The 23,506-nt window shown below is 46.6% G+C and carries 21 protein-coding genes and 2 rRNA genes (1 of these 23 only partly in view); 21 read left to right on the top strand and 2 right to left on the bottom strand.

Translation table 11 applies throughout. The features are described 5' to 3' along the window. Positions 1–2 precede the first annotated feature (2 nt). The 21 genes from CWC29_RS22735 (at position 3) to CWC29_RS22635 (ending at position 21,479) form a co-directional block, all read left to right on the top strand. On the top strand, positions 3–587 hold the full coding sequence (locus CWC29_RS22735) for a DUF3486 family protein (RefSeq protein WP_138521794.1): 585 nt from the start codon (positions 3–5) through the stop codon (positions 585–587). Further along, the gene (locus tag CWC29_RS22730; RefSeq protein WP_138521796.1) at positions 587–2,227 is read left to right on the top strand and encodes a terminase large subunit domain-containing protein; all 1,641 of its coding nucleotides are present in this window, start codon (positions 587–589) and stop codon (positions 2,225–2,227) included. The genes CWC29_RS22735 and CWC29_RS22730 overlap by 1 nt, the downstream gene beginning before the upstream one ends. Continuing rightward, positions 2,227–2,373, top strand: coding sequence for a hypothetical protein (locus tag CWC29_RS22725; RefSeq protein ID WP_167815475.1), 147 nt, complete (start codon positions 2,227–2,229; stop codon positions 2,371–2,373). The genes CWC29_RS22730 and CWC29_RS22725 overlap by 1 nt, the downstream gene beginning before the upstream one ends. Before the next feature lie 2 nt (positions 2,374–2,375). Then, a complete protein-coding gene (locus tag CWC29_RS22720; protein ID WP_138521798.1) occupies positions 2,376–3,935 on the top strand; it encodes a DUF935 domain-containing protein in 1,560 nt (519 codons plus the stop codon). Continuing rightward, positions 3,928–5,259 (top strand): phage head morphogenesis protein, encoded by a 1,332-nt coding sequence (locus CWC29_RS22715; RefSeq protein ID WP_138521800.1) that lies wholly within the window; start codon positions 3,928–3,930, stop codon positions 5,257–5,259. The genes CWC29_RS22720 and CWC29_RS22715 overlap by 8 nt, the downstream gene beginning before the upstream one ends. 104 nt (positions 5,260–5,363) lie before the next feature. Further along, positions 5,364–5,822, top strand: a complete 459-nt coding sequence (locus CWC29_RS22710; RefSeq protein WP_138521802.1) for a phage virion morphogenesis protein — start codon at positions 5,364–5,366, stop codon at positions 5,820–5,822. Between the two features lie 155 nt (positions 5,823–5,977). After that, positions 5,978–7,162 (top strand): hypothetical protein, encoded by a 1,185-nt coding sequence (locus CWC29_RS22705; protein ID WP_138521804.1) that lies wholly within the window; start codon positions 5,978–5,980, stop codon positions 7,160–7,162. Positions 7,163–7,253: 91 nt separating this feature from the next. After that, the gene (locus CWC29_RS22700; protein ID WP_138521806.1) at positions 7,254–8,363 is read left to right on the top strand and encodes a phage protease; all 1,110 of its coding nucleotides are present in this window, start codon (positions 7,254–7,256) and stop codon (positions 8,361–8,363) included. Further along, on the top strand, positions 8,363–9,277 hold the full coding sequence (locus tag CWC29_RS22695) for a Mu-like prophage major head subunit gpT family protein (protein ID WP_138521808.1): 915 nt from the start codon (positions 8,363–8,365) through the stop codon (positions 9,275–9,277). Before CWC29_RS22700 ends, CWC29_RS22695 begins: the two co-directional genes overlap by 1 nt. Before the next feature lie 63 nt (positions 9,278–9,340). After that, positions 9,341–9,823: an HI1506-related protein gene (locus CWC29_RS22690; RefSeq protein WP_138521810.1), complete on the top strand. Its 483-nt coding sequence runs from the start codon at positions 9,341–9,343 to the stop codon at positions 9,821–9,823. Positions 9,824–9,826: 3 nt separating this feature from the next. After that, positions 9,827–10,255 carry a gp436 family protein gene (locus CWC29_RS22685; RefSeq protein ID WP_138521812.1) on the top strand — a complete coding sequence of 143 codons (429 nt, stop codon included), beginning with the start codon at positions 9,827–9,829 and terminating at the stop codon, positions 10,253–10,255. Further along, complete coding sequence (locus CWC29_RS22680) at positions 10,255–10,671, top strand: phage tail terminator protein (protein ID WP_138521814.1); 417 nt, start codon at positions 10,255–10,257, stop codon at positions 10,669–10,671. Before CWC29_RS22685 ends, CWC29_RS22680 begins: the two co-directional genes overlap by 1 nt. After that, positions 10,671–11,423 carry a phage tail tube protein gene (locus CWC29_RS22675; protein WP_138521816.1) on the top strand — a complete coding sequence of 251 codons (753 nt, stop codon included), beginning with the start codon at positions 10,671–10,673 and terminating at the stop codon, positions 11,421–11,423. The genes CWC29_RS22680 and CWC29_RS22675 overlap by 1 nt, the downstream gene beginning before the upstream one ends. Positions 11,424–11,495: 72 nt before the next feature. Further along, complete coding sequence (locus CWC29_RS22670) at positions 11,496–15,236, top strand: tape measure protein (RefSeq protein WP_138521818.1); 3,741 nt, start codon at positions 11,496–11,498, stop codon at positions 15,234–15,236. Further along, positions 15,233–15,592 carry a hypothetical protein gene (locus tag CWC29_RS22665; protein ID WP_138521820.1) on the top strand — a complete coding sequence of 120 codons (360 nt, stop codon included), beginning with the start codon at positions 15,233–15,235 and terminating at the stop codon, positions 15,590–15,592. The genes CWC29_RS22670 and CWC29_RS22665 overlap by 4 nt, the downstream gene beginning before the upstream one ends. A 2-nt stretch (positions 15,593–15,594) precedes the next feature. Beyond that, positions 15,595–17,697: a hypothetical protein gene (locus CWC29_RS22660; RefSeq protein ID WP_138521822.1), complete on the top strand. Its 2,103-nt coding sequence runs from the start codon at positions 15,595–15,597 to the stop codon at positions 17,695–17,697. Then, positions 17,697–18,692, top strand: coding sequence for a hypothetical protein (locus CWC29_RS22655; RefSeq protein ID WP_138521824.1), 996 nt, complete (start codon positions 17,697–17,699; stop codon positions 18,690–18,692). The genes CWC29_RS22660 and CWC29_RS22655 overlap by 1 nt, the downstream gene beginning before the upstream one ends. Beyond that, complete coding sequence (locus CWC29_RS22650) at positions 18,692–18,988, top strand: hypothetical protein (RefSeq protein ID WP_138521826.1); 297 nt, start codon at positions 18,692–18,694, stop codon at positions 18,986–18,988. Before CWC29_RS22655 ends, CWC29_RS22650 begins: the two co-directional genes overlap by 1 nt. Continuing rightward, positions 18,985–20,631: a hypothetical protein gene (locus tag CWC29_RS22645; protein ID WP_138521828.1), complete on the top strand. Its 1,647-nt coding sequence runs from the start codon at positions 18,985–18,987 to the stop codon at positions 20,629–20,631. Before CWC29_RS22650 ends, CWC29_RS22645 begins: the two co-directional genes overlap by 4 nt. Further along, positions 20,624–20,848: a hypothetical protein gene (locus CWC29_RS22640; RefSeq protein ID WP_138521830.1), complete on the top strand. Its 225-nt coding sequence runs from the start codon at positions 20,624–20,626 to the stop codon at positions 20,846–20,848. The genes CWC29_RS22645 and CWC29_RS22640 overlap by 8 nt, the downstream gene beginning before the upstream one ends. A 118-nt stretch (positions 20,849–20,966) precedes the next feature. Continuing rightward, positions 20,967–21,479, top strand: coding sequence for a hypothetical protein (locus tag CWC29_RS22635; RefSeq protein ID WP_088531257.1), 513 nt, complete (start codon positions 20,967–20,969; stop codon positions 21,477–21,479). A 748-nt stretch (positions 21,480–22,227) separates the two neighbouring features. On the opposite strand, the gene rrf is transcribed toward CWC29_RS22635, so the two are convergent. Both rrf and CWC29_RS22625 read right to left on the bottom strand, forming a co-directional pair. Then, positions 22,228–22,341 (bottom strand): 5S ribosomal RNA (gene rrf, locus CWC29_RS22630). Positions 22,342–22,529: 188 nt separating this feature from the next. Next, positions 22,530–23,506 (bottom strand): 23S ribosomal RNA (locus CWC29_RS22625); it runs 1,908 nt beyond the window's last position.

Below are 23,506 nucleotides of genomic sequence, written 5' to 3'. Positions count from 1 at the left end.
CTATGAGTGATGCTGTACGCAGAGGCAAGCCCTCAAAAATAGACATGCTGCCTGAAGACATCAAAAAAATGCTGGATGAAATGCTGCGTGATAGCGGCAATTCGCAGGCCGATATTTTAGATGCAATTAATCGGCGTATTCTCGATGCGGGCATGGATGAGGAGGCGACTATCTCTCGAAGTGGTCTAAGTCGTCATGCCCAAAAGACCGAGGCGATTGGCAAGCGTCTGAGAGAACTGCGCGAGACAACCAAGGCACTTACTGCGGAGCTGGGTGATAAACCTACGGGCGACACCACTAAAATGATCTTAGAGATGGGCCGCTCACAACTCTTTACCGCCATGCAAAAGCAAATGCTGAACCCTGCTGAAGATGATGACGTTGATATCGGCATGATTAAAGACGCTATGCTGGCCGCTCAACGTTTAGAAGCTACAGCTATGAAGGCTCACCAGCGTGAAAAAGACATCCGCAAAGCATTCGCTGAAGAAGCGGCAAACGCCGTAGGCGATGAGTTACGCGGTGAGGACGGCATGAGCGAAGAGTTAGAAGATAAGATCCGTGGCATATTGCTAGGTAAAGCGTAATGAGTGAAAAGCCTACATTAACGGCTACCAGCCGCCCCACCAAAATAGACCTAAAAGAGGAAATGCAACTCTACGGTGTTGACGTTCCTGATGCTGATGACTTTGAAATACCAGACAAAGCCCCCGTGTTTTTACCCTACCAACAACGTTGGTTTGAGGACGAATCAGGGGTGTGCATTGCTGAAAAGTCACGACGTACTGGTTTAACGTGGGCGGAAGCTGGCCGCAATGTGTTAACTGCCAGCAAACCTAAAAAGCGCCACGGTAGCAACGTTTTTTACGTTGGCTCTAAACAAGAAATGGCACTGGAGTACATCGCCGCTTGTGCGTTGTTTGCCCGTGCATTTAACCAGTTGGCAAAAGCTGATGTATACGAGCAGACATTTTGGGACAGCGAAAAGAAAGAAGAGATCCTAACGTACATGATCCGCTTTCCTAACAGCGGATTTAAAATTCAAGCGTTATCAAGCCGCCCCTCAAACCTGCGTGGGCTACAAGGTGATGTGGTTATAGATGAAGCCGCGTTCCATGAATCTTTAGATGCACTGCTTCAGGCTGCAATGGCTTTGCGTATGTGGGGCAGCCGCGTGCGGATCATCTCTACTCATAACGGTGTAGATAACCTCTTTAATGAGTACATCAAAGATGCCCGCGAAGGTAAAAAGCCCTATTCAGTTCATCGAATCACTTTAGATGATGCGTTAAAGGATGGCCTATACAAACGCATATGCTTTGTTAAGGGTTGGGAATGGTCGCCTGAAGCCGAAGCCGAGTGGCGACAGGCTAGGATTGATGAGTCGCCCAATAAAGAGAGTGCCGACGAGGAATATTTTTGTGTACCTAAGCGCAGTGGTGGTAACTATCTAAAACGTGTTGTTATCGAAGAAGCCATGACAAAGGGCATTCCAATACATCGTTTAACATGTACTGATGAGTGGATGACATGGACCAAAGAGCAGCGCTACAAGGAAACAGAACAGTTTTGTAAAGACGTGATCCAGCCATTACTGGATAAACTCAACCCTGAAGAACAACATGCCTTCGGTGAGGATTTTGCGCGCTCGGGAGATTTAACATCATTAGTACCACTTCGCATACGTGCTGACTTACACAAGCGCGTACCTTTTGTAATTGAAATTAAAAACGCCCCTTACGAAGTGCAGCGCCAAGTGGTGTTTTTTATATTGCACCAACTACCACGGCTACGCGGTGCTGCTTTTGATGCCACAGGTAACGGTGGCTATCTCGCAGAAGCAGCAGCCTTAGAATTTGGTATTGAATTAGTTGAATGCGTGCACCTTAGTGATAACTGGTATGCCGAGTGGATGCCCAAGTTAAAAGGTGAACTAGATGATCACAATATCGAGATCCCCCGTCATCAAAATGTGTTGGACGATATGTGCCACATCAAAGTGGTAAACGGCATACCAAAGATTGATAAAGGCAAAACTAAAGACCATGACGGCAAAAAGAAAACAGACAAGCGCCACGGTGACTTTGCTGTTGGGCTTTGTATGGCAAACCGAGCTTGTTGGATGGACGGTTGCCCGATTGAGTTCACCCCGTTACCAAGCAAAAGTGGCAGCAACGACTTCAACTACGAAGACTTAGGCAGTTTTCAGGGCGCGGGGTGCTGGTAATGCGCTGGCGTATCAAGTTCGAATACATCTTTACCACCGTAGGCGGCTTTATTGATATTGAAGCCCCCAGCTATGAAGCCGCAGAGCGCTACAGCCTTGACCTCGATGTGTACGTGGTATCAATCAAACCTATTTTGCGAGTATAACTATGCTAGTAGACATTAATGGCGATCCGCTATCAGTTAATAAACTAGATCAAAATCAAACCGAAGAAAATGCCCAAGTGGGCATGTTGCTTAGGCAATATGCAGAACACCCAACGCAGGGGCTAACCCCTGCAAAGCTGGCCAGTTTGCTAAAAGAGACGGAGGAAGGCAATTTGGCAGCGATGGCTGACTTGGCCAAAGACATTGAGGACAAAGACGGTCACATAAGCTGCGAACTGGGCAAGCGTCGCCGTGCTGTGCTTGGGTTTGATTGGAAGATAAAGCCCCCACGTAATGCCTCCGCCGCTGAAAAGCGCGATGCTGAGATGCTCGAAGAGGTATTGGAAGACGCGACTTGGTTTACGGATTTTAAATTTGATTTAACCGACGCCATGCTAAAAGGCTTTTGCGCCAACGAGTTGCAATGGGACTACATCGAGAAGCAGCAGCTGATCACAGGTTACGCATACCGAGACCAAAACATATTTAAAACCCACCCCAGTGACTTTAACCGTATTATGCTGAATGACAGCAGCGACGAAGGCGAAGCCCTCAACCCGTTTGGTTGGGCGCTGCATATTCATAAATCTAAGAGTGGTTACGTGCATCGTGCAGGTTTGCTATCAGTACTTGCTTGGCCATTCCTATTTAAGAATTTTAGCGTGCGAGATCTAGCGGAGTTTTTAGAGGTTTATGGCTTACCTGTGCGAGTGGGCAAATACCCCAGTGGCGCAACGGATCCCGAAAAAGCCACGCTTCTGCGTGCCGTGATGGCGATTGGCCATAACGCTGGCGGTATCATTCCAAGAGGAATGGAAATCGATTTTCAAAGTGCAGCGAATGGCCAGGCTGACCCTTTCGAAAGCATGATTAGGTGGTGTGAACTCACCCAATCAAAGGCAGTACTAGGTGGCACGCTAACAAGCCAAGCGGATGGGAAAACAAGTACCAATGCGCTGGGCAGTGTTCACCAAGAAGTTAAAGAGGACATCACGCTTAGCGACTTGCACCAGCTTGAGCAGACCATAAACCGCGATGTGATCTACCCCATGTACGCACTGAATGGTAAATCGTACAACGGTAATCGCCGGTTGCCACGTTTTGAGTTTGATACCTCGACTAGTGATGAAATGCGCGATCTGGCTTTCCCACTGCGCTCGCTAGTGAGCCTTGGAATGCAGATCCCTAAAACATGGGTGCATGAGCGTTTGAACATACCTGAACCAAGCGAAGGCGAAGCTGTGTTGGAAATGCCAACCGAGCCTATGCCAGGCAATAACCCAGCGGCACTCAATACAGCAGTGGCCGCACTTAATGCGGAATACCAAACACGCAGCACACAAACAGAGTTAGATACAGCCATTGATGCCATTACCAGTGGCGATATGCGCGAAGAGTACAAAGCAACGCTGCAACCACTTTTGGACAAACTTAACCAAAGCGAAGAGTTAGCCGCTATTGAGCTTGCCGAGCTTTATCCCACAATCGACCAAGCCCAACTAACCGAAATGCTCACCAAGCTGATTTTTGTGAGTGAGATTTGGGGCATGATCAATGATTGATCTCAGTATTGCTTTTAATAAACCGCCTGCGGATGCGGTGGCTTACTTTAAATCTAAAGGTTATGCGATAAGCGATGAGTGGCACGATGTGCTGACTACGGCGCACGCCAAGGCGTTTACCGTGGCGCGAGTGCAGAGCATGGAAGTACTAGAGGCCATACGCAAGTACACCGACACGGCGCTTGCTGAAGGCTTAACGGCAAAACAATTTAGAGAGCAGCTAACGCCTGAGCTTCAGCGATTGGATTGGTGGGGCAAAGCCAAGAATGAGCAAGGTGATGAAATCCAGCTGGGTAGCCCCTACCGCTTAAACAATATTTATCGCACCAATCTACAAACCGCCTATATGAGTGGCCGCTATCGCCGCATGCTGGCTCGCAGTAAAACGCATCCATATTGGCAGTATGTTGCTATTGATGATGCACAAACACGGCCTGAACATAAACTGTTGCATGGCAAGGTGTTTAGGTTTGATGACCCCATTTGGCAAACCATATACCCACCCAATGGTTGGGGTTGTCGCTGTCGCGTTCGTGCGCTCACTGAGGCACAAGTAAAAGCGCGTGGATTAACCGTGGAGGATGGCAGCGGCTATGTACAGCAATTTGACGCAGAGATTGTGAGTCGCGAATCTGGCGAAGTTAAAACCACTGAGCATGCACGAGTTAAGTTACCCAGTGGCGATGTGATGACGCCAGATGTGGGCTGGGCCTATTCGCCTGGTCAAAGTGCCTTTGGTACTGACGTGGCTGTGGCACAGAAGCTAGGTAAGGTCGAAGACGTACAGCTACGCGCTGAAACCATTCAGGCGCTCAACAATAGTGATGAACGGGCTAAAGCATTTGAGCTGTGGACGCGTAAAAGCATTGAACGCATAGAGCAATATCAAGCAGCAAAGCTTGCAGGTGATACGGCTGGGCTTAGAGCGTTTGGCCCACGGCCACAACATAAAACGGTGGTGAGCTTTTTAGGTGATGACATAAACCAAAAGCTTTTAGATAAAGGCATTGATGCGAGTAGAACGCTGGTATTGTCTGAGCGTGTGCTTGCTCATGCCCATAGTGAAAAACACAAAGCCAGTGGACAAGCACTTGAGCTAAGCGAGTATATCAACCTAAGCAAATGGATTAACCAAAGCGGTGCGAGCGTATTGTGGGAACCTGAGCGAAGTGAAGTACTGTACGTAATAAACCAAGGTGAGAAAACTATTAAGGTGATTGTTCGCTTTGACAGCAACAGCGACACACTAATTAATGTGTTTAAAGTCGACAGCGGTGACATTGAAGGTGGCATCAAAGGGGGAACCTATGAGGTGTGGCGGTAGGATGAGACTCGAACTCATATCATATATGCAGCGCATATAACCGTTACCCATTGGAAACACTACCACCACAAACAATTATTACCCAACAGCCAAGTGATTACAATATGACCACTAGAATTGAAATTCTCACAAGCGGTGATGCAACTAAGGCGCTTGAACAAATAGCACAGCGCTTTGATGACCTGAGCGACCCAATGAACGAGATAGCCGCCATTATGGAAGGCGCAACGGAAGACGCTTTTGCTGAAGAGCGCAGCCCTGTAACAGGCATCGCATGGCCAGCGCTTAGTGAAAACTACCTAAAACAAAACCCCCAACGTGTTGGTGGGCAAATGCTACAAGTCAGCGCTGGCGGACTAGCATCAAGCATTGCCGCAGACAGCGGCGCGTTTTGGGCACAGATTGGCAGTAACAAGCCTTATGCTGCTATTCATAATTTTGGCGGCTTGCCAGAAATGGCACCTGGGCCTGCCGCGATAGACCAGCGGCAATATCTGGGAGTAAGCCCCGATGAGGAATCCGATATTCTGGCAGTATTGAGTGACTATTTTACCGAAAACTAAAAAACGCCTCAGAAGCCCTCTGAGGCGTTTTTACATGTTCAAGTGCTAGCGTTGGGTGTTGTGTAGTGTAATATGGCTGTTAAGGGCGTTTCGAAACGTTTCTAGACGATTCTTACAACAATTTGTAAGCTCAAAAATAATTTCAAGGAATTAAAATGACAAGCGAGTTTTCGGTTACGAATATCTACTTCCCAATTAAAGAGATGGTTGAGGAAATGAGAAAAATTCTCGGCACTTCTAGTACACAATTCAAAGTAAATAACACTCATGATTTAGAGCCAAATATTTCAACCTTTATAAGCAATTGTGATAGCCTTTTGAATTTAACCAAAGAAAAAAATGAAGTATACACAATTGATGAAGAAGCATGCACAATTGATGAGTTTTTTAAAACAGTAGAATCATTAGCAGATGAAGCTACCAAATTACACGGAGACCTCGATGCTTTTAACAAGCATGATACAAGTAAAGAACAAAACATAAACCCCAATATAAGTAAAATTCAATCAAACCTTATCCACTTACACCGAGCGCTAAAACTCGAAAAGGAATTTATAGATTCAAAAGGGGATATTGAAAAAAGCGAAAAGGCTTTGGAAGCCCTAAAGCTAAAAGTCAAAAATGCATTAGAGCGTGCTGAACGTATGTCGGAAGTATGTCGGACAAGAACCGATGAGCTTTCAAAATATGCGGAAAGTAGTCTTCAGCAAAGGGCAGAAGAAGTTAAGGAACTGAATAATAAAATATCATCTATTAGCAGTTCTATAGAAGATATCGACGAAGAGAAAGAAAGAGCATTGAAAGATATCAAAGATTCCGTAGCTAACGCTACAAAAAACCTCAAGGATAAAGAGGTTGAAGTAAATAGATTTTTAGAATCTATCTCCCAAAAATTAACAGCTACAGAGTTTGCAAATAGTTCAGAAAGAGAAAAGAGAGCAGCCGATAGAACTCGGAATCTCGCTTTAGTATGTATGTTCCTTGTAATAGCCACAATTTTATTTGTTTTATACGAGAGCTTTTCTGACACTTCATGGCACTCAACTACTCTAAAAGCCATTTTAATTTTTAGCTTATCCGTACCCGCTGTATATTTATCTCGAGAATCTTCAAGGCACCGTATAAAACAATACGAAGATGGACTGACAGCTTTTCAACTAAGTGCCCTACCTTCTTATGTAGCCAACTTACCACCAGAGACGCAGACAGAAATAAAAAAAGAAGTCGCGAATAAAATCTTTAAACCAAATAATATTGAAATAAGCTCAGAGAGTCACCCAATCAACGTACACGAAATATTACTTGAATTAGTAAAAAACTATAAAACCAAAAAGAACTAACATCACAGTTTCATTTTTTAATCCAGTTTAAAATACACTTCCAACCCAATTCCACATACTGGCACTAAGACAAACGTTTTAGTGCCAGAGTATGCCAAACACCACAACACAAAATATTGGCTTAGCCATATGTAATTTAGCTACTTTGCCTAATGAGCGAGGTGTCAGTGAGCGCGTATTGATTATCCCTGATGGGGAGTTTCAAAGCGTCGACGGCCGCCCCTTTGATGTACCAAGCCGTAAGTGGCTCATGGATGCCACTGCATTTGACTCACTCTCACTAGCTGCAACTACCCGCACTAAAGACTTTTTGTTTGATTACGACCACCAAACTTTGCACAAGGAAAAAAATGGTCAGCCCGCACCCGCGTCAGGCTGGTTTAAGCCTGACGCGCTGGAATATGTGCCAGGTGAAGGCGTTTATGCCAGAAGCGTTGAATGGACTAAAAATGCGTATGCCGCTTTAACCGCGAAAGAATACCGTTATGTCAGCCCTGTTTTTCTTTACGACAAGCAAACAGGTCGCCCCCTTGTACTACTCCATGTTGCTTTAACCAATGACCCTGCCTTAACGGGGCTTGATGAAGTGGCAGTTTTGAACTCCCAGTACCTATTAAACAACACAGGAACCAACCCAATGAACGAAGCCCAGCAACTCCTCGCTGCGCTTGGCATTACCGTGGACGGTGATGTTACCAGCGAACATATCGAAAAAGGCAAAGCGGCCATTACCGAGCTGAAAAGCAAGGCCGATGGCGCAGAAGGTAAAGACAAGCAAATTGCTGCCTTGAATTCACAGATTCAGCAAGCCACGTCGAATACTACAGTGGACTTAACCAAGTTTGTGCCAGTTGATGTACACAACGCACTACGTGGCGAACTGGCCGCACTCAATAGCCAGCACCAAGGGGTGACTATTGAGACCGCTATTGATAAAGCCAAAGCTGAGGGCCGCGTGATTGCTGCCGAGATTGATTACCTCAAGCAGCTTGGTGAGCAAAAGGGCCTTGCCGCCCTCAATGCGGTGTTAGATAGCCGACAACCTATTGCAGCGCTAAACGCTCAGCAGTCCAAACCAACCCCAACACCATCGCAGGACAAAACAGGCGTTGCCGCTTTGTCTGCCGAGGATATATACGCGGCTGACCAACTGGGTATTAGCCACAAAAATTACGCAGCACTGAAAGAGGAAGACCAGTAATGGCGATTATTACACCCGCACTGATAACTAGCCTGCAAACGGGCTTTAAAAAGAATTTCCAAGATGGATTAGGTGAAGCCGAACCACAATTCACAGAAATTGCGACGGTGATCCAGTCCAAAACCAAAAGCAACACTTACGGGTGGCTTGGTAAGTTCCCTTCACTTAAAAAGTGGGTTGGAGAGCGTCAGCTTGAATCCATGAAAGCCCACGGCTACACGATTGTGAATGAAGATTTTGAAGGCTCAGTTAGTGTTGACCGTAACGACATTGAAGATGATGAGCTAGGCGTATATGCGCCACTTATGCAAGAACTGGGACGCTCAGCGGGCATTCACCCGGATGAAGTGTGCTGGCCGCTGCTTAGAGCAGGCTTTACCACGCTTTGCTATGACGGCCAAAACTATTTTGATACTGACCACCCTGTTTACGAAAAAGTAGATGGTACTGGCGCAGTTGAAAGCGTTGCCAACATGGCTGAAGACGGCACTTATACAGGGCCAATCTGGTATGTGATTGATGGCTCGAAAGTCATTAAGCCAATCATATTCCAAGAACGTAAGAAGCCCGTTTTTGTCAGTATGACCAAAATTGATGACGAAGCCGTGTTCACCAAAAAGCTATTCCGTTACGGCGTAGATTGTCGTGATGCCGCAGGCTTTAGTTTCTGGCAGTTGGCCTTTGCAAACAAACGCGCACTGAATGCCGACAACATGTGGGACGCAATTAAACGGATGCGTGCTTTCAAAGCTGACGGTGGTCGCAAGCTTGGTATTCGCCCGACTAAATTGGTTGTGCCACCAGAGCTTGAAGATGTCGCAACCAAACTGCTTGAGCGCGAAATCGAAAACAACACATCTAATGAACTCAAAGGCCGCTTGAAGCTCTGCGTAGCGGACTACTTAGACGCGTAATCCACCCGTAAGTTAATCGCTCTGGTGAGTTACACACCAGAGCTTCTAGAGAGAACCTATGAAATGGAAAAGACTCAGATTGCTAGCGCCATTGGTTTGGCTTTTATCAAGATCCATAACTCACAGCCTACGGGCTATAGGCGAGCGAGGATCACTTTGCAAAGTGGTGAAAACACCATCCCCGCAGAAAAAATCTCTATTGAACAACTGGAGAATTTGGAAGCAGATCCACGCCTTGCGGTGTCGCGCATTGCTCAAGCGAGTGAAGATACAACAACGACACCAAACGTGGAGCCAGGAAGTATTTGTACCAGTGTAGAGGGCGTTGAAATTGACCTTGCAGGTGTTGATCCAGATCTGCACCCATTCATTGGTGTAATGGCCATTGAGCAGTTCACTAAAAAGCCTTCGGTCGAGCAGCTAACCATCTCAATCAGTGATGATGAAAATGGTGAGACAGTCACTGGTGAACTAAAGCCAACCGCTGCTCAGCGTGATGCTGCATGGCAGATTTACCAATCTGCCATAAAGAACGTGGAGCAATAAGCCATGACCTACGCTGCCGCTGAAGACATGCAAGCTCGCTTTAATCACCAAGACTTGGTGCTGCTTACTGAGCGTGAACCCAGCACACCAGGTGAAGTGGATATGGCTGTGCTCACTCAAGCGTTGGAAGATGCAACAGCTGAGATAAATGCTTATCTCTCTGGCCGTTACACGCTGCCACTTAACATTGTACCAACGGCATTGGTGCGCATTTGTTGTGATATTGCCCGCTACTTTTTAAGCGGCGATAACGCGCCGGAGCATATTCACCAACGCTACATGGATGCAGTGAAGTTTTTAAAAGCGGTTAATGCAGGCACGGTGTCGCTGGGTATCGATAGCCAAGGTGATAAAGCCACCACTAACGACACCGCCCTGATGGAATCAGCAGGCAGCGTTTTTGCTCGCAATAAAGCCAAAGGATTCATCTGATGTTTGAAATTAAAGATGACTTTTTAGCAGCGGGCCAACTGTTAGAAACTGCCCTAAGTGCAGTGCCTGGTATACGCCACGTTAAGGCACTCGATGACTTAGCCGAGATAGACAAAACCAATCATACCCCGAGCTTGTTTTATCTCTACTACGGCGAGCAGCTAGCCGAAACTGCGCACGCTGGAGCGAACACCCAGTTAAAACAAACTTGGTTAGTAATTCTAGCTGAGCGAAAAGCCAGCAAGGCCGCAGGCAAAAACATTGCCGCTACCATTCGTGCCATTGCCGGAAAGATGACTGGCGATGCTGGCCCTTGGCAGCGTGTTAACACCCCAATCAAACCAAGATACACAAGCGGCCATGCGTTTTACCCGCTGGCCTTTACCTGTCAAATGAGAATGCGAGGAAACCGATAATGAGTGACGGTTACTTAATTGCTGGCAATGTATTTGTTCAGCGCCTTAATGCCAATGGCCAGCCCGATGGCGGCGTGATTGGCCCAATCAATACCACAAAATTAGCCATAAAAACTGAGGCAGAATCCAAAGTACGAACATCGAATAAAAAGGCGGACTATGGCCAAGCGTTAGACGATGTACGCATTGCTAAACCCACCACAGTCAGCTGGGCATTTGATGACCAACCAGCAGAGCTGGTTGCATTAGCTTTGATGGGTGAAGTTGCAACCATTAATGATGCCAGTGGACAGTTGACGGACAAGCCCGTCACTTTACCTGCGGATCATAAGTGGGTGGAGCTCGGCCATAAAAACTTTGCTGAAGTTGGAATGGACGTAAAGCAAGGGGCAACCCCGTTGACGCTGCACACTGATTATGAAGTCAATTTTGCGCTGGGGCTGATCCGTGCATTACCTGGTGGTGCTGTAGAGAGCGGCGGCGCAGTGACATTTACTGGCCAATACAACGCCCGCAGTGGCAAACGCATCAAAGGTGGATTGAAATCGCAATCACGACTGCGCCTATTTGGTGAGGGTGAGAACCTAGCCAGCGGTAAACAGGTGGAGTTTGATATTTACGACGTTTCAATGTCACCCACCTCAGAGCTGGACTTGGCAAGTACTGAATACGTTGGTGCTGAGCTGGAGGGTACGGCCAAGGTCAAGGCCGGGAAAGGTGCCCCATTTGTTGTGGACGAAATAAGCGCATAACCCTCACTGTTCCCGTTGGGGCCTCGGCCCCTTTTTACTATTTCAAACCTCTTTTCAAACTGAGTAAATGGCATGGCAGATAAAACACTCCAGCTCGCATTACGAATAGTGGCCGAAGCCACTGGCAAGCAAAACCTTGAACAGTTAGTTGCTGAGCTAAGAAACATTGAGCAAAGCGCTGATGATGCTGCACCTGCCACTGACCAGCTCAGTCAGAATTTAGATGAGACAGCCCAAGCTGCAAAGCAAACTAGTAAGCAATCAACTGAACTTGCCGATGACTTAACATCATCAACCACTGCAAGCGCTAAGCTTGGTGAATCGCTCAGAGACGTCACAAATAAAGCGAAAACCACAGCGAGTAATACGCAAGCACTGAGCGATGACTTAAACCAAGTTGGTACGGCAACCAAGAACGCCAGCCAAAAAGCAGGCGTACTCGCCGATGTGATTGATGAGCTAGGCAACCAGCAGGAACTTATCCACGCTTTTGAGCGTTCCAAGCGAGAGCTTGAAGAACAAGAAATTGCCACGGCTGCTGCGGCCCATGCGCTAGACCAATTACAAAAACAAGCACAAGACACCACCAAACCATTTGTAGAGCTTGCCCGAGGCATTGACCTTGCAGAGCGCGACTTGCAGCAAATGCGGGCTGAGCTGACGCAGCAAATTACCAAGCACAACTCTCTGCAAGCTGAGCTAAAACGCTCAGGCATTGATACTAAAGACCTTACCGTTGCAAAGCGTAATTTAGCCGCAGGCTTTACTAAAGCTGGTAAGTCCGTTGATGGGTTTACACAAGATCTAAAGCAAGGCTCTGCTGCCCAAAAGGCCCATGCAGCAAGTCTTGGTAACGTCGCAAGCCAAATCGCCGCTGTTGCTGCTGCCTACTTTGGGTTAGACCAAGTTGGCCAAGCCGTGCGCTCAGTCTTCGAGACTGGCGATAAATTTGAAAAGCTCCAGGTGCAAATGAATGGTCTCATGGGCAGCATTGCCCAAGGTGAAAAGGCCAGCGCCTGGATAACTGAATTTACTAAAAATACGCCACTACAAATGGGTGAAGTTAGCCAGGCATTTGTGAAGCTCAAGGCATTCGGCCTCGACCCAATGGATGGCACACTACAATCCATCACAGATAGTGCCTTGAAGCTAGGTGGAGGGTTTCAAGAGGTTGAAGGGATAAGCCTCGCACTTGGCCAAGCTTGGGCCAAACAAAAGCTGCAAGGTGAAGAGATTTTGCAGCTGGTTGAGCGCGGTGTGCCAGTATGGGATATGCTGCAAGACGTAACCGGCAAAAACGTTGAAGAACTGCAAAAGCTATCTAGCGCCGGAAAACTGGGCCGTGATGTCATTAAGCAGCTAATTGATGAAATGGGCCGAGCCAGTGCTGGCAGCGCCGCTGCACAAATGGCGCTGTTCAGTGGCCAAGTCTCTAACGCCAAAGATAATTTGGAGCAGTTTTATAACATGATTGCGCAGTCTGGTGCGATGGACTGGCTTAAAGGCCAACTCACCGAACTCAACAATGAGTTCGCTGCCATGGCGGCCGATGGCCGATTGCAAGAATGGGCGCAGTCAATCAGCGACACCATTGTGGCAACCGGCACAGCGATAAAAGACACCATCACTACGCTGTATGAGTATCGTGAAGAAATAGGATTAGTAGCCAAAGCGTGGCTGGCGCTTAAAGTCGGCTCTTATTTTAGTAATGTTGTCGCCGGTGCGGTGAGTGCCACCCAAGCATTTACTACTTACAGTGCAGCCGTAACCGCAGCCACAGCAGCTACCAACACGGCCACCATTGCAGCTAATCGTTGGCGCAGTGCGCTAGGGTTTGTTGCTCGGGGTGGTATGTATTTGGCGTTAACCAATGAGGTTATCAACCTAGTTGGTGAATACGGAAAGTTAAAAGTTGCTGAAGCTGACGTAGCTAAAAGCCAGCGTAATGCTGAGTTACAAGCTATCAAGTTAAAAGGCGAGTTTGAAGTTATCAGTGCAACCACTGGCATACTGGTAACAAACCTAAAAGAACTAGAAGCCGCCGTGGCTGCTGGCACGTTGGTCATGAACGAAACAACCGGAGCCTATGAAAACGCAGCACGTAAAGCGGAGGCACTCGCTGAAGCCACACGCATTGCCGCTGAAGAAGAGCGCAAGCGCCAAGAGCTACTTAGGCTCACAATTCCAGAGGCATTACGTGTAATAGAAACTTTAGAGCAGCAGGCGCAAAATCTAAATGGCGTGCGCGCTGGTGTTGATGGTTTTATCCAATCCATTGAGTCTGCACGAACTGCACTGGCTGGTGCTGGGGCTGAGTATAGCCAGAAATTAGTATTACTGGACTCATTAAAAGCGAAGTTTGAATCTCATAACGAATCGCTAGAACGCCAAGCATACTTGACCAACGATGTAAGCAAAGCCTATAAAGAGTTGGGTATCACCAGCGCCGACGCACTGACTCAAACGGCGACTAAATTACAAGGAGCGTTTGAATTACTCCAACAAAGCAACGAACCAGTTGCGATGCAGCAAGCCGCCTTTTTAAAATGGGCGCAGGCTGCAATTGAAGCTGCTAGCGCCACAGACCAAACTGTGCCAGCATCGGTTCAGGCAGCTGCGGCCGCACTGGGTTTAACTGCTGAATTGGATAAACTGGTTAACGCTGCTAACAAGCTCAAACCTGCCACAGACATTAATAGCGATGCAGTAAACCGTTTTGCTACGGTTTTGGATAAAACCAAAGCTGCAATGGAAAACAATAAAAAAATCCTAGACAGCTCAACAGCCTCAGCTGAGCAAAAGCGAAAGGCGCAAGCTGCCCTTAACCATCAAACAGGGTTGGTGGTAGAGCAAGAAGCCGACTTGGCTCGCGTACGAGAGCTAGAAACCAAAAGCTTGCAGCAGTTAAGTCTTGAGCAGCGCAAGCTTGAGCAAGAGCTTGCTCAAGTTAATCAACAGTACCAAGTTGGCGCGTTGTCAGCTGAAGACTACCAACACAAAAAAGACCGAGTTAGCCAAATCTTGTCTGTGGTAAATAACTTGCTCGGCGACTTTAAGAACGCCCAGGATGCGGCAACGAATGCAACCAAGCGAGGAACCCGCGCAACTGAAGATGCAACAAAGGCCAATGAACTGTCTCTAAAAAGCCTGCGTCAACAAAAAGAAGAGCTGGAGAAAGTCAGCCAAAGCGCCAACCGTGCTGCAACGAGCATGAGTAACTACCAAAACCGCAACCGCCCAACGGTTGAGCAGATAGTGGACTATCAGGAAAAGTACGAAACAGGGAGAGGTGCGGCATATCGATTTGAAAGTGCTGAAGTCATCGGCGAGCGAGAGCGTAGACGCCGCGAAAAAATGAAGCAGAGTCAATATGAGAAGTTTGAACGTGCGATTAACTCCGCATCAAACACGGATGAGCTATCCAAAATATATGACCGGATATTTAAGCAGTTGGTTTACATCGATGGCGAACAGAAACGCGCACTGCGAGATTTAATCAATAGGCAACGCGAGTCATTAAAGACAGTGGCAAGTGTCAGCCGTAGCCCAACGCGTTCAAACACAATCACACCGCGTGAAAACGTTCAGTACTACAGCCCAAGCCCCGTGCCGACGAGGCCAAACAATAGCTCGCCATTGAGCGATGCAGTCAATGGCAAACTCGATAAATTGCTAACCCTACTGACAGGCCAGCAATCCGGCAAACGAATAGTCTTGGAACTCAAATTACCCAGTGGTAACACCGCCGAGCTGTACACCACCATTCGAGATCAACTTTTAGAAGAGCTAGAACAATTGAGTAACGCCCAATGATAGTAATTAACGCCATAGAACTACCACACGCCGTGTGGACAGATGAGCACGATTATCAAGCCGTTGCTGAGCAAACGGAACTCGCCATTAACGGTGCGCCCCATATTGAAAAAACGCTGCTACCTGGTCGGCCTATCACAATTGAGAGCGTGCTGGAGACTGCGAATGCCTACATTGCACTATTTGACCATAGCCGAACCACGCTAACCGTGTTTGATATATCGATACGAGGCACGGTATACACCGTGGTTTGGGACCACAGTCAAAAGCCCTGCACTGGCAGCGCCGTTAGTTATTACTCGGATGCAGCACCTGATTTTTTTGAAAACATAACCTTACGACTAAAAACGGTGTAACCATGTTAAGAAGTCACCTTAAAATATTTAAGCCCCAGCGGCTTGGCAGCGCCCCCAATGCAGGCGGCCACCGCACCAACAACGCGGTGGTAAGCGGAAAGCTAAATGATGTATTTAGCTCAATCAGCGACGTCGACCATGCACGCAGCGCTTTTGATTTGGTCAAGCTTTACCCCGCTGTTGCAACGGATGACGCAACAAAATTATCTAAGGCTCATGTATTTATTGCCGACCAACCAGAAGATCCTTTGGTTCACACACTGCTGGTTGAGTCTCCAAATTTACGAGACGATTCACTGCTTGAAGATATGTTGGAACTTATGACTGCCAGCACGATCAAGTACCACGGGTTGAGTCATTTAGTTGCACCATATGAGCAAGGAGAGCTCACACTAAAGCTAAAAGAGGTTCATCGTTCTCTCGCGCCAACCGTTAAGCGTGTTGAAACCAAACAAGGTTTAAGACCTGCAACGGAAACTATTTATAAGTACAAGAAAGTCGAGAGCTTTGGCAATCTCAGGGAATACAATATCGACGTGCCTGACATTTTACAGAGTTACAACGCAAACCGCTTTTTGCAGTATCGCTTTTATCGAGGGAATAACAATGGGCCTGGTGATTATTACGACAAAATAACTTATACCGTAAATAATTCAACCCTATCAGGGACAACCGTTTCTGGTAGCCTGCCACCTGGGCATTTCGTGTTCGAGGGTGACTTTCTTTGGCTTTATTACTTGTCGAACCAAGACTTTCGTTTTCACTCATTCTCGGATGGCCCAGACCTGAATTTAGGTAGTACAGAAACCGTTGTACCAAAAACCGTTCGATTGAAAAAGCAAGGCTCGTCTCAGGTTATTACCGACGATGGTATAGGCCGCTTCATCCACTCCGGTTATGTCATTGCTCGCATTGACTATGACACAGGTGTAATAACTGAAATTGAACCCATTGATTACCAAGGGACGGTATCTGAAGAACTTGGTGCGCTAATTCAACGCAAACCACTCACATTGAGTGAACTACAATTTAGCTTGCCATCATCCAAGTTTTCCAGAAGTAGTATCTATATCCGCGCAAAGTCAGAAGCAGGTGTAGAGTTCAGTGCATCAAGCGATGACAATGGAAACATTACTGGCACCAATATCTCTGGTTCAGTGAACAGTACAGGAGTCGTTGAGCTTCAATTTACCGTGGATGTACTGCAAGACTCTATTAGCTACGACTATGACGAAGTCACCGAAATAAATGTGCCTAGCCCACCTGGTGGCATTGACCGCAGCAAACTACCGGAAGGCGGCTATGTGCCGATATTTCACGAGTTTAATCTTGTGTGCGTGCAAGAGCGTAACCGAACCCAACACCCTACGCTCAGCAATGGCCAAGAGCTAACCGTTACTGCTAATGCCAACTGGGTAGATATTGTTGATAATGATGGCCTATCGCTCTACAGCGCCAATCATGACAATTACAGCTATGACGAGGACACTGGCAAAGTCACAATCAAGCCAGGCATTGCCAACTTTTCTGGCCCGTTCATCATAACCACCGTCTTGAGTGAGTTGGTCTTAGTGGATGCAATCGACGGCGACACGCTCAAAATACTCTCACCACTGAAAAGACCATATAACGTTGGCGCAACGGTCTCAAGCACTTACGTACTTGGAGATCTACAAGCGCTAACAAAAGACGAGCGGACACTCTCAGCCTGGCAAAATAACTTTGGTGATTTTGGCTCTCCGGCATCGAGCGCAATCAACACCACACAATACCCAATTGAGCTAAGCAACCTAGGCACCATTGCCCAGCGCTGGGCCATTGTATTTACCAGCACTACTGCGTTTTATGTGGTGGGCGAGCATGTAGGCACCATTTATAACGGCGACATTACCAGCGACTGCACGCCCATTAATGCCAATGCAGGCTCACCATTTTTTGTTTTACGCAAAGAAGCTTTTGGCGCTGGATTGAATCCAGGCGAAGCGTTTTTGTTTGAAACCACCACAGCAAGCAAGCCAGTTATGCTGACGCGCTCGGTAAGCCCAGGACACACAGAAATTAAATATGATAAATCCACGCTTGGATTTAGAGGGAGTAAAGACTAATGCCAACACCAGTAACAGTATATAGATGGGATGACGAAGGTGCCCCACAAATCACAGAGCCGTACGGTACAGCCAACCAAATTAAAACGGTGTTAGATGCATGCTTAGTAAATGGGTATGGCTCTAAACAGCCGTTGGGTTGGTCAAAAGTATTTGATGACGCCAATGGTGTGGTTTATCAAAACGATACTTCAAAAGGCGGCAGCGGAGGCATGGTGCGGTTTTGGCCATATGCTGGTGATTGGGGGGCTCGGTTGAGTACTTCAAGTGGCATGCTATTTCAAGCAGCAAAATCATTTATAAACTCTGAGGTCTCACATCATTCGGGGTTTACACAGTCATTTTACCATCCTGTTTCATCTACGACGCAAACTAAAGCTTGGGTTGTCATAGGTACAGCAAGTGCATTTTATCTGATACTGGCTTGGGTGGATGAAACTGGGAGTAATAACAACCCTCGTTATAAAGTGTCAGCCTCAAATTACTATCAATGTGAGTTATTTGTCGGTGATTACACAAAAGAACTTGCAGCAGATGCAGGACAATTTATTGCTTTTCATAGCCCAGCGAGCAGTGACGAAACATCAAGTAATTGGGCAAGTTCTTTGGGTTCTATGGTCAGAGATATTGGTAGTACATCATCAACCACTGGAGTAAAAATTTTTGCCGCTGATAACTCAACCAGCTTCGATCTCTATTCACCCAGAGTTACTTTTGAGCGAAGCAATATACATATTGCAGATGATAGTGCTGAGATCTTAGGGATAGCTCCTATTCCTTTGATGAATGATGCATCTAAAAATATTCCAGCATTAATTGACCCGACAAAACCTACATTAAGAGGTTATATGCCAGGTTTAATTAATACTATGCGTGGACTAAACAAAGACTCATATTGGCCCCAGGAATTGACCATCGATGGACATAGGTACTTTCAATTGCATTCGGCAGATGCAAATTGTAGCCATGTTTGGATCAACATGGAGCAGTGGTGATGTTCCGATATAAAAAAATACAGCCTAACTATGTTCAAAATATCGGATTGCTAGAACTTGATTTAGATCCTAATGCGACCCGTGTATTAGTTCAGAACAGAAATACTCAAGAGATTATATGGCACGGTCGAGTGACCAGCATTACGGTTGTAACAATCACAACACCGCTTGATTACACAATAGATGCAACTCTCACAGTAACTATTTTTGATGATGGAAAGTTGGATTTGCCTCCTCAGTATAATGCAGAAATTATCGACCGGGTGCAAGCTGCGTTACCAGGAGTTGTTGAGTGATAACGGCCAGGTTTACGACGCCTGCAAATAACTATACCAGTCCGCTGGTTGTCAGGTTTGGCGGTGGCACGACTCAACCGATTGAAGACAAGGAGGTAGTGGCCTATTTTGATGTAGCTTACTCAAATAATGACAACTATGCCGTGCTGGTTGCATTGCAATACACCAACGCATTTTCACTAGACACAATTTATCAAATGAGCTGGGCGAACGCAGTTGCACTTCACAGAGAGACTTCCTTACTTTGGCATGCAAACCAAACTGCTATTGAGCAGCAAGTAAATACAGGTTGGAAAAGCAGTATGTCGGTTATCACAAAGGAAAGTGACTTTAGTTGGAGTAAAGGGCAGGCAAAGTACGTTGAAACAACTCAAGTTTGGCGCGAAGCATCACAACATGAAACCGCACTTTGCATCCATTACGGGCCGAGTGAACGCGCATATATTTGCTACCGAGTAAACCATCCTCGCAAAGGCAAGGTCATCGTGCGATTTAATAACGCGCTGAATGCCACCCCACAGATAGGCGTTGTTAAACTCAGAATGTCACAGTATGAAAAGGTTTGCTACTGGGGATTACCTGGTGGGCCAGTTCGCTCAGACGATGACATTCCCCCCATTGATTCCAAAATTCCAATAGAGCCACAGATACAGAGATATTACATCATGCAACCATCAATCAGCTGTAATCGACTAAGTGATGATTTAAAAATTCTAATCAACAATATCACCTGTACATGGCAGCGTGGCCAGTTTGCTGCAACGGGCAACATCAAGTTTTGCAGCAGAATTGATATGGAGCGTGCGATTGGCCAGCAGTTAAAGCTAGTCATTAATGGCTACGAGTTCATCATGATTTGCGAGCAACCCAGTACAAGCAATCGATTTGCAAATAATAGCTACAGCGCGTCGATTCGTTCTCGATTCGCAGAGCTTGCAGCACCGTATCAGCGGGAGCGTAATTACGTAAATACCGTAGACAAGACACTAGCAGGTATCATGACCGACATTTTAGATAACACAGGTTGGACGTTAGACAACCAAATGATTGATTACCCAATCCCTGAGGGGGCGTTTTCGTATCGAGGATTGACGCCAGCTGCTGCACTATTAAAAGTAGCCAGTAGCATTGGTGCTATTCTGGACATTAACGATACAACTAAAACTGTCTCGGTTGTGCCTGAGTGGCCAGTTAATCCGTGGAGTACGGAGCAAGCAACGCCAGATGTCATTCTCAATGATGCTCTAATACTAGAGCACAATACACGAGACACCATTCAGCCTGAGCACAACGTTATTTTTGTGAGAGGTGAGCAGCAAGGCGTTGCATGTAAAATCAAGCGCCAAGGCACTCCTGCAACTGATTATGCCCGCGACATTGTAGACAATCTAATTACTGATGTGCAGGCAGCACGCCAACGTGGTACGTGCGAACTTGCCAGAAGTGGTAACAAACGAACCGCAAACATTCGCACCAAGCTGAAGCAAGACCTGCCACCAATCAGACCAGGCATGTTATTAGGTGTAAGGTTCGAAGACGAGCTATACAAAGCAACCGTGGACTCACTGGCTATCTCTGCCAGTATCAATAACCAAGGCGCGATTATGGTAAATCAAACAATTCAGGCGGTACGCAATGTCTAACACACTAAACAGGCTCGGTTCAGTACTCTCCGGCACACAGCGCAGTATAGTAAAAGTGTTAACTGTGAATAATGATGGTACAACAACAGTAGAACACACAGATGGAACCACAAGCCGTGTTTTAGGTGATAGTATTGAGTCAGGTTCGGTCTACATTGAAAATGATCGCATCATAGGGCAAGCGCCAGACCTGCCGTTTAGTGAGGTAGTAATTTAGTGTCAGAGATCAAAGATAAGCTACCCAGAATCACTTATAGTGTGAATTTAATGTAATAAAACTAGCTAAATAGTTCGAGCACTACATTTATTATTTAATCATAAGGATAAGAACTCAAATGAAAATTAATGACGATCACCTTTACCATGGAGCCGCGTTGACTCAAATAGCTGAGCATGCACAATTTACTGCTATTAATGCGTTTAGAGATGGGAAAAAAGTTTCACGTAGCAGCTTTCTGATAAATAATGATATTGCTGTTTACTTCAAATACTCGACAAAACCAACTAAGGCATTTAAGGAGTACAGCTTCACATTCAACAAATCACATTTGAAAGAACTTAAGGAAATCGAGAGTAGAGCTAAAAAAGCTTTTGTTGCTCTTGTATGTGTGGAGGATCGGCAAATTTGTTTAATTTCAAGAACCGAGCTCACAGAGCTGATTGAAGAACGGCGTGAAGTAAAAGGAAGTAATGAAGATACATATACATTATTAGTAACTGTACCAAAAGGAAAAAGCTTGCGAGCATATATGAATGCACCTGGCCAGAAGAAGAAAAAGTTATCTGAGAAAATCATCTCAAGAAACTTATTCCCATCAAAGATATTCGAAGAATCAGAAACTGTTTAAAAATACGACATGAAGACTGATTGAAACCTGAATCATGAAAGTGTCTAGCTTACTAATAGACACTTTTAACTTGTTAAAACCTCTTTAAACATATTAAAAGTTGACTTTTCGCGGTTTTCGCACATTTTCTATTAAGTTTTCGCGCGCGGCATCAAACTAGGATGTTTTATTCTTTTTGCTTGAGAAGCCTAATAGCTCGGCGGGTAAACCACCTCCGACCATACTGCTCTATGCTGATGTGGTGGTAGGAGCGAGTTCACCTCGCGAGGTTTTATATCTCAAATCTCTATACCCAAAACAGCAAAAAACCCGTCACATTTGCTGCAACGGGTTTGACGTAACATGGATGTACTAATGTCGATTAGATCCATGGATGAATGCTGTTAATCGACCTTTAATAAGGCCCTAGCTCGCTACGAAGAAGGATGTTTTATTCTTTTTGTTTGGGAAGCCTAATAGCTCGGCGGGTAAACCACCTCCGACCATGCAGCTCAGTACTGATGCGGTGGTAGGAGCGAGTTCACCTCGCGATCTTTAATAAGGCCCTGGCTCGCTACGAACTAGGATGTTTTACTCTCTTTGTTTGGGGAGCCCAACAGCTCGGTGGGTAAACCACCTCCGACCACACTGGTCAGTGCTGATGCTGTGGTAGGAGCGAGTTTACCTCGCGAGGTTTTATATCTCAAATCTCTATGCCCCAAACAGCAAAAAACCCGTCGCATTGCTGCAACGGGTTTCTTTAATAAGGCCCTGACGATGTTCTACTTTCACATGGGAAGCCCACACTATCATCGACGCTGTTTTGTTTCACTTCTGAGTTCGGCATGGGGTCAGGTGGTTCCAAAACGCTATGGTCATCAGGAAATCTGGGTGCAAATGTCTAATGACATCGTGCCTCGCACGAGCATTCCATTTGCGCAAGGTGAACCGATTTCGCGATACCGCTGAGGTTGGTCACCTTGTTTAATTCTTAAATCTGGAAAAAGCTTATTAAATTCTTTTGTCTACTTCAGTCTATTAACTTCTGTCACTAAACCACTTTGGCGTTGTATGGTTAAGCCTCACGGGTAATTAGTACGAGTTAGCTTAATGCCTCACAGCACTTCCACATCTCGCCTATCAACGTTGTAGTCTTCAACGGCCCTTCAGTTGACTCTAAGTCAAAGTGAGAACTCATCTCGAGGCCTGCTTCCCGCTTAGATGCTTTCAGCGGTTATCAGTTCCGAACGTAGCTACCGGGCAATGCAATTGGCATCACAACCCGAACACCAGCGGTTCGTCCACTCCGGTCCTCTCGTACTAGGAGCAGCCCCTCTCAATTCTCAAACGCCCACGGCAGATAGGGACCGAACTGTCTCACGACGTTCTAAACCCAGCTCGCGTACCACTTTAAATGGCGAACAGCCATACCCTTGGGACCGACTTCAGCCCCAGGATGTGATGAGCCGACATCGAGGTGCCAAACACCGCCGTCGATATGAACTCTTGGGCGGTATCAGCCTGTTATCCCCGGAGTACCTTTTATCCGTTGAGCGATGGCCCTTCCATTCAGAACCACCGGATCACTATGACCTACTTTCGTACCTGCTCGACGTGTCTGTCTCGCAGTTAAGCTTGCTTCTACCATTACACTAACCGTACGATGTCCGACCGTACTTAGCAAACCTTCGTGCTCCTCCGTTACTCTTTGGGAGGAGACCGCCCCAGTCAAACTACCCACCAGGCACTGTCCTCAACCCCGGTTCAGGGGCCTAAGTTAGAACATCAACACTACAAGGGTGGTATTTCAAGGTCGGCTCCACAGAAACTAGCGTTCCTGCTTCAAAGCCTCCCACCTATCCTACACATGTAGGGTCAATGTTCAGTGCCAAGCTGTAGTAAAGGTTCACGGGGTCTTTCCGTCTAGCCGCGGGTACACAGCATCTTCACTGCGATTTCAATTTCACTGAGTCTCGGGTGGAGACAGCGTGGCCATGGTTACACCATTCGTGCAGGTCGGAACTTACCCGACAAGGAATTTCGCTACC

Origin of the sequence: Pseudoalteromonas galatheae (assembly GCF_005886105.2) — a bacterium.
In the GTDB taxonomy this organism is placed as follows: domain Bacteria; phylum Pseudomonadota; class Gammaproteobacteria; order Enterobacterales; family Alteromonadaceae; genus Pseudoalteromonas; species Pseudoalteromonas galatheae.
The sequence above is the reverse complement of the archived record's forward strand: the minus strand, read 5'-3'. Positions and strand labels throughout refer to the sequence as shown.